We start from the raw sequence: 11,731 nt of genomic DNA on the forward strand, positions 1-11,731 counted from the left end.
TTCGCTGGATTTCTTATGCTATAAAAAAACACCCTTATGGTTTTTATCATAAGAGTGTTTTCATTAGCAAACGGCCTGTCCGATCTTATACTTACTTTACCAGGCCATATTCAGCACCAGAGCAATAACAAAGAACAGAGCGGCCAGAACTTTTGTGGCCTGCACAAGCTTTCCTTCCATGGAACGGCCTTTGTTCTTGCCCCAGTAAGTATCCGCAACGCCATTGATGGCTCCGCTCAGACCGGATGACTTACTCTCCTGCATCATTATGACCACAACTAATGCTATACAAATAAGAACAAAAAGCACCATGATAATTGTTCTTAAAATATCCATCACGTACACCTCCTAGACTCAACACTGCCTATTCTAACATACAATGACAGATTTATCAAGTTCTATTTGCGGACAAGAAGGGATTTTCCTGTCATCTCTACAGGTTTCTCCATACCCATCATATCAATCATGGTAGGTACCAGATCCGCTAAGCATCCTCCCTCTGCCAGAGTGTAGTCCTTATCATAATTTACAAGGATAAACGGCACAGGATTGGTTGTGTGGGCGGTAAAAGGTTCCCCGGTCTCCTCATCAATAAGCTGCTCTGCATTTCCGTGATCCGCGCAGATGATCATCTGGCCGTCCACTTTGAGGAGGGCATCCACTGCCCGGCCTACACACTCGTCTACCACTTCAATAGCTTTGACCGCCGCATTCTCCACGCCGGTATGTCCGACCATATCCGGGTTGGCGAAATTAATGATGATCACGTCATATTTTTCTGATGTGATGGCTTCCACCAGCTTGTCGCACACTAAATAGGCGCTCATCTCCGGCTGAAGGTCGTATGTGGCTACCTTCGGGGACTTGACAAGGATACGGTCCTCACCTTCATTGGGCGCTTCCACACCGCCGTTAAAGAAAAATGTAACATGGGCGTACTTCTCTGTCTCGGCGATTCTCGCCTGGGTCATGTGGTGGGCGGCTAAAAACTCACCAAAAGTATTGGTGATCTCCACTTTCTTAAATGCGATCTCCTTATTTGGAATGGTCACATCATACTCTGTAAAGCATACATAGGTGACATCGAGACGGTGATCTCTGGCAAATCCGTCAAAATCATCGCAGCAGAAAGCTCTTGTGATCTCACGGGCGCGGTCCGGGCGGAAGTTAAAGAAAATAATGGAATCCCCGTCTTTGATGGTGGCAACAGGAGCGCCGTTTTCCTCAATAACAACTGGAATGACAAATTCATCGCTCTTGCCGTCCTTGTAGGAAGCGTCAACAGCAGCTACCGGATCTGCAGCCTTATTGCCCTCGCCTTTAACCATAGCGTTGTATGCTTTTTCCACACGATCCCAGCGGTTATCCCTGTCCATAGCGTAATAGCGTCCCATCACAGAGGCCACTTTTCCCGTGCCGATCTCGTTCATCTTTTCCACAAGCTCAGCCACATAATCTTTTCCCGATTCCGGCGGAGTGTCGCGGCCATCCAGGAAGCAATGTACATAAACCTTTGTCAGCCCGCTCTTTTTCGCCAGTTCAAGAAGGGCGTAGAGGTGAGTGTTGTGGCTGTGTACGCCGCCGTCAGAGAGAAGGCCGTATAAATGCAGAGCGCTGTCATGGGTCTTTGCGTTATTTACAGCGTCTAAAAGAGCTTCATTTTTAAAGAAATCTCCATCCTGGATCTCCTTTGTAATTCTTGTCAGATCCTGATATACAATACGTCCGGCACCCATATTCATATGTCCCACTTCAGAATTACCCATCTGCCCGTCTGGAAGTCCAACCGCCAGACCGCTGGCATTGCCCTTGACAAATGGATATTCCTTCATCAACCGGTCCATAACCGGAGTTTTTGCCTCGTAAACAGCGTTGCCTTCGTGTTTGTCGCTGAGTCCGTATCCATCCAGGATCATTAAAACAGTAGGTCTTTTGCTCATCTTTTTATCTCCTTATCTTGTAATGCCTTTATGCTTAGAAACAAAGGGCTGAATTGTTACATATTTTGATACAGTCTTTATTTTACCAGAAAAATAGATTTTTACAATAGTTTTTCTATAACTATAATTTCTCTTGCAACCCCCCGCCCCAAACTGGTAAAATAAAAAAATACCAATGATGACAGGGAGTGAACCGTTATGATCATAACCGATGAAGGGCTCATGCCCATCTACGAAAATTTTCCCTTCCAGATCTGGCTGGAGACGCAAATGCCGGAAGAAATATTTAAACCATCTGACTATCTGCTGTGCTACCTTGTCTCCAACCAGATCCAGGGAACTGTCAATGGAGAGGCAAACACCTATAACGCGGGGGATCTGTTTATTATACACCCCGGCGATTCCTATATTATACAGGCCCAGGACAGCTACCTGCTATGTATTGTCCGCATGGATTTTAATTTTATACTCCGCTGCTGCGATTATCAGCTTCCCCGCTTTGATCACCCGATACTTGGGATCCACCTGCCCTCCGGCACAAAAGAAAGGATCATCGGCCAGTTGATTGAAAAAATCTGCTACCTTACCGATCTTTACTATATGGCTCCCAAACCGTCCAGAACCCGGATGACCTATGTGTTTTTTGATTTCGCCCATTTTCTCATTGAAAATTTTCAAAAAGATTTTGAGGAGACGACCCCCCAGCACCGTAGAATCTTTCAGATCAGAGATTATCTGGAAACTAATTTTTCCCAGCCCATCTCCCTGAACATGCTGGCTCAGAATCTCGGACTTACGCCCCAATATCTCTCCAGTTTTATTAAAGAACATTTTGAATGCACCTTTGGCGAATACTTAAATACTGTCCGGTTAAATCATGTGGCCTACGATCTGATATACACTCAAAATACCATCACTCAGATCATGTACCAAAACGGTTTTCCCAACGCCAGCGGCTTTAATCATGCTTTCAAAAAGCGGTATTCTATGACCGCCCTTGAATACCGCCGGACAGCCCGCGCCCAACATTTCGGCGATATGCCAAAATCCCCGGATGCAGCGTTTATGGCCATTTCCCAGAAAAATTATAAAGTATTTTGCTCCTTCCGAAAAAATAACAGGCTTCCGGTGACAAACTCAGGAAAAACTCATCAGCTTTCTCTGGACGTTTCAAAAACTCTCCCTCTGGCAAAACCCTGGGGCCGGATTTTAAATCTGGGCACAGCGGCAATGGTTTTAAACACAGGGTTCGTCCAGGCACTGGAACAGGTTTGCTCACATATTTCCTTTAAGTACGGCCGCATAAAAGATCTCTTTGCCCTTTCCCCAGAAAATTGCGTCATCTGCCTGGATACTTTGCTGCGGCATGGGCTTACGCCTTTTATCGTCATATCCCCATCCAAAGCTTACGGCAGCAGGCCCAACGATTTTTTACAGCAGCTCAAGGATTTTCTCCGACAAATGGTAATTTGTTTCGGCGCGGCCAGCATGGCCTCATGGAAAATTGAATGGGCTATGCCGGAGGGATATTCCATTGCCGGCGCCCTGGAAGCGTCCACCCAAATGTTTAAGGCGGTTCGGCAGATCCTCCCTAACACCAGTGTCGGCGGTCCGGCATTTCCTATGGAGCGTTCTTTTGAAGACTTAAAGCAATTGTTGGCCGCATGGAAAGGAGAAAATTTTATCCCGGACTTTATCTCTTTTACAGCCTGCCCATACAGCCCGGATTTCAGTCTTTCCCCTGAAGGCCTAACTATATCTGATCCGGATATTTTACCAAAACGGACGGCAGCCGCTCTTCAGATCATAAACCAGACCTTTAAAAGCGAAAAAAATACGTGGACAATACCCGGACTGTACATTGTTGACTGTGATTACGAGAAAAAAGACTACAACACCCGAAATGATAGCCTTTTTATGTCCAGCTTTTTAACGCGGAACCACATTATGGTGAAAGATCTGGCCGCCGCCTTTGCTTCCCCGCCCCTCTCTGACCTTGAGCCAAGGCCGGCCAAAAGTGTCCTCTTGCAGGGCGGGCGGGGGATGCTGACCTCATCGGGGATTTACAAACCTTCCTTTTTTGCCATGATGTTTTTAAACCTCCTGGGGGAAAATTGTATCCACTCCAGTGAAAACGATATTATTACCATGGATTCTACGGGGAGGATCATTGCCTTACTGTTTAATTACAGCCATCCCGGCACAGACACTGCGGTGATCAATCTGCGCCTCGCCTTCCACTATCTTCCAGGAAAAAACTATCAGGTCACACGTCTTGTAGTGAATGAAAAATGGGGAAGTGTTTTTCACCGGCTGGACGGGGACAGGGATTTGGGCTGCCTGCCTCTGGATGTAAAAGAGCAGCTTCGGCAGAGTATATGGCCCCACGTTTCCATCACTTCCGAGAAAAACACCAACGTTTTAAATCATTCCGAGTTTATCAATCCCCAGGAGATGATTGCCATCATTCTGACACCTCAGGAGTAAGGGGACAACACCTGACACTCAGCGTATCTTTGGACATGTCACGCAAAAAGGGGCATATCCCACGAGAAAATTTATTCCTCATGGGACAGCCCCCTTTTTTTCTACCCTATATTTATTTATTATAGTTTACGATTTTGCCAAAATCAGCTTTAAGGCTGGCTCCGCCTACAAGACCGCCATCAATATCTTCCATAGCGAACAGTTCAGCGGCATTGCCTGCGTTTACGGAACCACCGTACTGAATGCGGATGGCCTGGGCTGTATCTGAGTCGTAAATCTCAGCAATACAGTCACGGATGCCCTTGCAGACTTCCTCTGCCTGCTGGCTTGTAGCTGTCTTGCCGGTTCCGATAGCCCAGATCGGCTCGTAGGCGATAACCGCTTCCTTGGCCTGGTCTGCCGTCACATTTAAGAAAGCGATCTTGATCTGCTGGCGGATCCAGTCCATAGTGATCCCCTGCTCACGCTGAGTCAGTGTCTCGCCGCAGCAGATAATCGGAGTCAGACCGTGTTCAAATGCTTTCAGAACTTTCTTGTTGACAGTTTCATCAGTCTCTGCGAAATATTCTCTCCGCTCGGAATGTCCGATGATCACATATTTCACGCCGGCGTCTGTGAGCATGTTTGGAGCGATCTCGCCGGTATAAGCGCCGGACTCCTCAAAATACATATTTTCAGCGCCGATGGAAATGTTTGTACCTTTGGCAGCTTCCATACATGGGATAATATCAATGGCAGGTACGCAAAAAACTACGTCCACATCTTCATTGGCTACCAGTGGTTTTAATTCATTAACTAAAGCAACAGCTTCGCTGGGAGTTTTATTCATCTTCCAGTTGCCCGCAATAATTTTTTTACGCATTGTAAAAATCTCCTTAAATTTATTTATCGTTTGCCGCAACAACACCCGGCAGGTCTTTGCCCTCAAGGAATTCCAGGGAAGCGCCGCCGCCTGTGGAAATGTGAGTCATCTTATCGCCGAAACCAAGGGAGTTTACGGCTGCCGCGGAATCACCGCCGCCGATGATGGTTGTGGCGTCTTTCAAGTCAGCCAGAGCTTTGGCGATGGCGATTGTACCGGAAGCGAAATTAGGCATCTCGAAGCAGCCCATAGGTCCGTTCCATACAACAGTCTTCGCGTCTTTAAGAGCGTCTGCAAAAAGCTTCTCTGTCTTAGGTCCGATATCCAGACCCATCTCATCAGCTTCAAGGCTGCCCTCAACAACACGGTGAGGTGCGTCATTGGAGAACTCTTTAGCAGCTACATAGTCTACAGGGAGAAGAAGTTTTACGCCTTTTTCTTTGGCTTTGGCCACCATCTCATTGGCATAATCCAGGTATTCATCCTCACAGAGGGATTTACCGATCTCTAATCCGGCAGCTTTGGCGAAAGTGAAGCACATGCCGCCGCCGATGATCAGTGTATCTACTTTATCCAACAGGTTGTTGATCACAGAAATCTTTGTGGATACTTTGGAGCCGCCAAGAATAGCCACAAAAGGTCTTACAGGATTGTTGACAGCATTGCCAAGGAAGTCGATCTCTTTCTGCATAAGATATCCTACAACTGCGGTATCCACATACTGAGTCACGCCTACATTGGAGCAATGGGCTCTGTGGGCTGTACCGAAAGCGTCGTTTACAAAAACATCGCAGAGACTTGCCAGCTCTTTGCTGAACGCTTCGCCGTTCTTTGTCTCCTCAGCTCTGAAACGGGTGTTCTCAAGAAGGATAACATCGCCGTCTTTCATAGCTTCTACAGCAGCTTTGGCGTTAGGGCCTACAACCTCAGGGTCAGCGGCAAATTTAACTTCCTGTCCCAGAAGTTCTGAAAGTCTCTTAGCTACCGGCGCTAAAGATAATTCCGGCTTTGGCTCTCCCTTTGGTTTTCCAAGGTGGGAGCAAAGGATAACCTTTCCGCCATCACTGATCAGCTTTTTAATCGTAGGCAGAGCAGCCACCAGACGTGTCTCGTCTGTGATAGCGCCGTCCTTTAAAGGCACATTGAAATCACAGCGCACAAGGACTCTCTTGCCCTTTACATTAATATCATCTACGGATTTTTTGTTCAGCATATCTATTCCTCCATATTACAGATAGTTACCCGCCTTCCAGAACTGGATTTCTCTTTTAAGAATCCTAAGATACCCTATCGTCCGGAGAAGGATGAGGGTTTTGGGCGGATAACAAAAGGGCCCGGTCCGTAGTCTGACCTACACGACCGGACCCGTTACAGGATCGTATACAAGCATCCAAAGTACGGAGTTTACATCCGTCCTTTGGACACAACCATACAGAAAAGATCTGTACGATTATGCTAATTCAGCAAAGTATTTGATTGTTCTTACCATCTGGCTTGTGTAGGAGTTCTCATTGTCATACCAGGACACAACCTGAACTTCATATAAGTCATCGGCAACTTTGGATACCATTGTCTGAGTTGCATCGAACAGAGAACCATATGTGATACCTACGATATCGGAAGATACGATAGCGTCTTCGTTGTAGCCGAAGGATTCAGAAGAAGCTGCTTTCATAGCTGCGTTGATGCCTTCAACAGTGATATCTGTACCTTTAACAACTGCTGTAAGGATTGTTGTGGAGCCTGTAGGAACAGGAACACGCTGAGCAGCGCCGATAAGCTTGCCATTTAACTCAGGGATAACAAGACCGATAGCTTTAGCAGCACCTGTTGAGTTAGGAACAATGTTGACAGCGGCTGCTCTCGCACGTCTTAAATCACCTTTTCTGTGAGGACCGTCAAGTGTCATCTGATCACCTGTGTAGGCATGGATTGTACACATGATACCGCTCTGTACCGGAGCATAGTTATTAAGAGCCTTAGCCATAGGAGCAAGGCAGTTTGTTGTACAGGAAGCAGCAGAGATGATCTGATCATCCGGTGTAAGTGTATCTTCATTAACGCTGTAAACGATGGTCTTGAGGTCATTGCCCGCAGGAGCAGAGATAACAACCTTCTTAGCGCCGGCATCAATATGAGCCTGTGCTTTTGCTTTGGAGGTGTAGAAACCTGTACACTCAAGAACAACATCTACGCCAAGTTCTCCCCATGGAAGTTCTGCAGCATTAGCCATTTTATAGATTTCGATCTCTTTTCCGTCAACAACGATGGAAGATTCTTTAGCTTCTACAGTGTGGCCGGCATATCTGCCCTGAGAAGAGTCATATTTTAACAGGTGAGCCAGCATGGAAGGATCTGTTAAGTCGTTGATTGCAACAATTTCATACCCTTCTGCTCCAAACATCTGTCTGAAAGCAAGACGTCCGATACGTCCGAAACCATTAATTGCTACTTTTACTGCCATAATAGTAATTCCTCCTAAAGAATAAATTTTACTTAAAGTTGGCTGGCAACTTTATCGTCTGAGTAATAACCGGGTGCGATTGACACGCATCACTATTACTTTGTTTATTTTACCTAATATCTCCAAAAAATTCAAGTCTATTTATTGTAATAAATATTTTTTTAACAATCTTGTCAGATTGCCATATTTTTCCCTGATTTTTTTATTCATATTGTAAATATTCAGCCATGTATCCCTGATTTTCCCGGCTGCCAGTGGTTTGCCGCCCCATATAGAGCGGAGGTCAACCCGCTGTGATCTTACAATAGTACTGGATAATATCTTTCCGGGTGATAATCCCGATAAACACATTATTATCGTCGATCACCGGCACGAAATTCTGATTCAGTGCTTTTGAAATCAGATCCTCCATGTTGGAATCCACATGGACGGGCAGGTTGTCCATACGCCGTTCAACACTGAGAATAGGAATATCCTCAGCGTTTTTTAAAGTGAGATTTCCCTCTCTTTTTATGTACCAGAGCAGGTCGCCCTCCGTCAGCGTCCCCACATAAAGACCTTTGCGGTTTATGATGGGGATGGCTGAGTATCTGTGGTACTCCATTTTTTCCAGGGCCTGCCGCAATGAATAATCGTCGTAAATATATGCCACGTTACTCTTAGGAGTTAAAAAGAACATAATGTTCATAAAACCGGTCTCCTTTAATCGCCCCCCAGGGCTTGATCAATAATTCCTCCGCCTGTGACAATATCGCCGTCATAAAAAACAACAGCCTGTCCAGGAGTAATGGCGCGCACAGGATCGTCAAATACGCAGCGGGCTTTATCTTTCCCCACCATCTCCAGGGTGGCCCAGGCTCCTTTGTGAGCATAGCGGACTTTAGCAAAAACGCGGATAGGCTGTTCGGGGCGCTGGATGGCCATAAAATTCAGACTGCTGGCCAAAAGTTCCCTGGAAAAAACATCCTTATTTTCCCCAATGACCACTTCATTGGTATCCGACCGGATCTGAGTGACAAACACCGGATGGCCCATGGATAGTCCCAGCCCTTTGCGCTGACCTATGGTGTAGTGGATGATTCCTTCGTGGCAGCCTAACACATTCCCCTGCTGATCCACAAAATTCCCTCTTGGAAGTTTCTTTCCTGTATAACCTTCCAGGAAACGGGCGTAATCCCCGTCAGGCACAAAGCAGATATCCTGGCTGTCCGGCTTTGCCGCTACTTTAAGACCGATCTTTTGAGCGATCTTGCGGATCTCATCTTTTGTGTAGCTTCCCACTGGCATCAGCGTGTGGGAAAGCTGCTCCTGAGTCAGATTATAGAGAGCATAGGTCTGGTCTTTGCTGCTTGAGGCAGCTTTAAGGCTGTATCGCCCATTTTCAAGACAGACCACCTGAGCGTAATGCCCGGTGGCAATATAATCCGCCCCAAGAGCCAGGCTTTTATTTAAAAGAGCTTCCCATTTCACAAAACGGTTGCAGCGAATACAAGGGTTGGGCGTCCTTCCCTGATAATATTCACTTACAAAATCGTCAATGACATAATCCTTAAAAACCTCTTTAAAATTCATGACATAGTATGGGATATCAAGATCCTGGGCCACTCTCCTGGCATCCTCCACAGCGCTCAGGCCACAGCACCCGCCGTTCTCCTCCACACTTTCACTGTCCTCATCCTGCCAGATCTGCATGGTCACACCGATAACGTCATAGCCCTGCTCCTTTAAAAGCCAGGCTGCCACCGATGAGTCTACGCCTCCCGACATTCCTACAACGACTTTCTTCTTCATCATGCCAATTAATAATCTTCCTCTTCTTCCTCTTCACTAATATCTGACTTTGGCTTTTCCAGACCCTCAATGGTAATCCCCTGTTTTTCACAATAATCCCACAGAGCCGCGTGGATCGCCTCCTCCGCCAGCAGTGAGCAGTGAACCTTCACCGGCGGCAGTCCGTCCAAAGCCTCCATAACTGCTTTATTAGTCACCTGAAGTGCCTCATAGATTGTCTTTCCTTTCACAAGCTCTGTAGCCATGCTGCTTGTAGCCACAGCAGCCCCGCAGCCAAAGGTTTTAAACTTTACGTCACGGATCACCTGATTCTCGTCAATATCAAAATAGATCCGCATAATATCCCCGCACTTGGCGTTGCCTACAGTTCCCACGCCGCTGGGGTTTTCAATCTCGCCGACATTTCTCGGATTCTGAAAATGATCCATTACTTTTTCACTGTACACTATTTATTCCTCCATTTCAATAATTTTCACTTTTTTACTTGTTTTTCTTAATGAAATCTTCATAAAGAGGCGACATGCCCCGCAGATGTTCGACAATCTCTTTGATTTTATCCACCACGTAATCTATCTCCTCCTCCGTATTGTCCTCGCCAAGCGTCAGTCTTAAAGAACCATGGGCGATCTCGTGGGGCAGGCCGATAGCCAAAAGCACATGGGACGGATCAAGGGAGCCTGATGTGCAGGCAGAGCCGCTGGAAGCACAGATTCCCGCCATATCAAGCATAATCAGAAGGGATTCTCCCTCAATAAACTGAAAGCTGAAATTCACATTGTTAGGCAGGCGGTTCCAGTGATCCCCGTTAAGTCGAACGTAAGGCACTTCCTTATAAATTCTTGAGATCAGCCGCTCTCTGAGAGCCAGTTCTTTCTCCGTCCGCTCCTTCATCGTCGCCTGTGCGATCTCAACCGCTTTAGAAAATCCTATGATCCCCGGCACATTTTCTGTTCCGGCACGGCGTTTGCGCTCCTGGGCGCCGCCGTGGATAAAGGAACGAATCTTTACGCCTTTGCGGATGTATAAAAATCCAATGCCCTTTGGCCCGTTTAATTTATGGGCACTGGCGCTTAACATATCAATATGATATTCGTCTACATTAATAGGAAGCTGGCAGTAAGCCTGAACCGCGTCTGTGTGGAACAAAATCCCATGTTCATGGGCGATCTCGCCAATCTCCTTAATAGGCTGGATGGTACCGATCTCGTTATTGGCAAACATCACTGAGATCAGAATAGTAGTAGGCCGTATGGCCGCTTTGAGCTGATCTAAACGCAGGATTCCGTTTTCATCCACATCAACGTAAGTCACTTCAAATCCTCTCTTTTCAAGATACTGGCAGGTGTGAAGCACTGCATGATGCTCGATGGAGGATGTAATAATATGGTTGCCCTTTCCCGCATAGCCTTCCACGGTGGCGATCAACGCCCAGTTGTCGCTCTCGGTTCCCCCAGCCGTAAAATAAATATTTTCCGGAGTTGTCCCAAGGGAATCAGCGATGGTCTCCCTAGCCTGGGTAATAACCCCTTTATTTTTTGCTCCCATATCGTAAATACTTGAAGGATTTCCATATTTTTCTGTAAAATAGGGAAGCATCGCTTCCACAACTTCCGGTCTGGCCGCTGTTGTCGCCGCGTGGTCCAGATAAATCGTCTTATTCATAATCAACACTCCATTTCTTTAGGGTTATTGTCATCCTCTTGTAATTGACAGCCGTTGCTGATCACTTCTTCCAACGTCATTGTATCCACTACTTTATTTATACTGTCATTAATACGCTTCCATACATATTTTGTCACGCAGGAATCGTAAAGATCACAACCGTGATCGTCCTGACAGTCCACAACTTTCAGATCTCCTTCCAGAGCCCTTAAAATATCACCTACAGAAATCTCTCCGGCATTCCTAGACAGGCGGTACCCGCCGTTAATCCCCCGAATGCTGTTGACGATCCCCGCTTTTTTCAATTTAGATATCAACTGTTCAAGATAACTTTCAGAAAGGTTCTGCCGGGCAGCTATGCTGCTGATGGAAACCGCCTGGTCTTTCCCATGCACAGCCAGATCAGCCACTGCCCTCAGTCCATATCGTCCTTTTGTAGATAAACGCATTGTTCTGGCCTCCATAAATTCCTACTAATTTACTAGGATTTATATACAGTGTACCACGGCTGCCAAAAAAAGTCAA

11 protein-coding genes are annotated in these 11,731 nt (G+C 46.5%); 1 reads left to right on the forward strand and 10 read right to left on the reverse strand.

Annotation, left to right across the window (positions count from 1 at the left end):
• Nucleotides 1-96 precede the first annotated feature (96 nt).
• Together secG and gpmI are read right to left on the reverse strand one after the other, a co-directional pair.
• Entirely contained in the window at nucleotides 97-336 is a 240-nt protein-coding gene (secG, locus tag HNP82_RS04530; RefSeq protein ID WP_183771937.1) for a preprotein translocase subunit SecG, read from the reverse strand.
• Between the two features lie 62 nt (nucleotides 337-398).
• Nucleotides 399-1,940 carry a 2,3-bisphosphoglycerate-independent phosphoglycerate mutase gene (gene gpmI, locus HNP82_RS04535; RefSeq protein WP_183771939.1) on the reverse strand — a complete coding sequence of 514 codons (1,542 nt, stop codon included), beginning with the start codon at nucleotides 1,938-1,940 and terminating at the stop codon, nucleotides 399-401.
• 198 nt (nucleotides 1,941-2,138) lie between these two features.
• Here gpmI and HNP82_RS04540 point away from each other — a divergent pair, with 198 nt between their 5' ends.
• On the forward strand, nucleotides 2,139-4,427 hold the full coding sequence (locus tag HNP82_RS04540) for an AraC family transcriptional regulator (RefSeq protein WP_183771941.1): 2,289 nt from the start codon (nucleotides 2,139-2,141) through the stop codon (nucleotides 4,425-4,427).
• A gap of 112 nt (nucleotides 4,428-4,539) precedes the next feature.
• Here HNP82_RS04540 and tpiA read toward each other — a convergent pair whose 3' ends face one another.
• The 8 genes from tpiA to HNP82_RS04580 all read right to left on the reverse strand — a co-directional run bounded on the left by tpiA (nucleotide 4,540) and on the right by HNP82_RS04580 (nucleotide 11,655).
• The gene (gene tpiA / locus HNP82_RS04545; RefSeq protein WP_183771944.1) at nucleotides 4,540-5,289 is read right to left on the reverse strand and encodes a triose-phosphate isomerase; all 750 of its coding nucleotides are present in this window, start codon (nucleotides 5,287-5,289) and stop codon (nucleotides 4,540-4,542) included.
• A 19-nt stretch (nucleotides 5,290-5,308) separates the two neighbouring features.
• A complete protein-coding gene (locus HNP82_RS04550) occupies nucleotides 5,309-6,502 on the reverse strand; it encodes a phosphoglycerate kinase (RefSeq protein ID WP_183771946.1) in 1,194 nt (397 codons plus the stop codon).
• 237 nt (nucleotides 6,503-6,739) lie between these two features.
• The gene (gene gap, locus HNP82_RS04555; protein WP_183771948.1) at nucleotides 6,740-7,753 is read right to left on the reverse strand and encodes a type I glyceraldehyde-3-phosphate dehydrogenase; all 1,014 of its coding nucleotides are present in this window, start codon (nucleotides 7,751-7,753) and stop codon (nucleotides 6,740-6,742) included.
• Between the two features lie 283 nt (nucleotides 7,754-8,036).
• Nucleotides 8,037-8,441, reverse strand: a complete 405-nt coding sequence (locus HNP82_RS04560) for a CBS domain-containing protein (protein WP_183771950.1) — start codon at nucleotides 8,439-8,441, stop codon at nucleotides 8,037-8,039.
• A gap of 14 nt (nucleotides 8,442-8,455) precedes the next feature.
• A complete protein-coding gene (gene mnmA / locus HNP82_RS04565) occupies nucleotides 8,456-9,547 on the reverse strand; it encodes a tRNA 2-thiouridine(34) synthase MnmA (protein ID WP_183771952.1) in 1,092 nt (363 codons plus the stop codon).
• Nucleotides 9,548-9,552: 5 nt separating this feature from the next.
• A complete protein-coding gene (nifU, locus tag HNP82_RS04570; protein ID WP_183771954.1) occupies nucleotides 9,553-9,990 on the reverse strand; it encodes a Fe-S cluster assembly scaffold protein NifU in 438 nt (145 codons plus the stop codon).
• Between the two features lie 34 nt (nucleotides 9,991-10,024).
• The gene (nifS, locus tag HNP82_RS04575; RefSeq protein ID WP_183771956.1) at nucleotides 10,025-11,206 is read right to left on the reverse strand and encodes a cysteine desulfurase NifS; all 1,182 of its coding nucleotides are present in this window, start codon (nucleotides 11,204-11,206) and stop codon (nucleotides 10,025-10,027) included.
• A 2-nt stretch (nucleotides 11,207-11,208) separates the two neighbouring features.
• Nucleotides 11,209-11,655: an RrF2 family transcriptional regulator gene (locus HNP82_RS04580; protein ID WP_183771958.1), complete on the reverse strand. Its 447-nt coding sequence runs from the start codon at nucleotides 11,653-11,655 to the stop codon at nucleotides 11,209-11,211.
• Between the last annotated feature and the right edge of the window lie 76 nt (nucleotides 11,656-11,731).

It is taken from the genome of Catenibacillus scindens, assembly GCF_014202115.1.
Taxonomy (GTDB): Bacteria; Bacillota; Clostridia; order Lachnospirales; family Lachnospiraceae; genus Catenibacillus; species Catenibacillus scindens.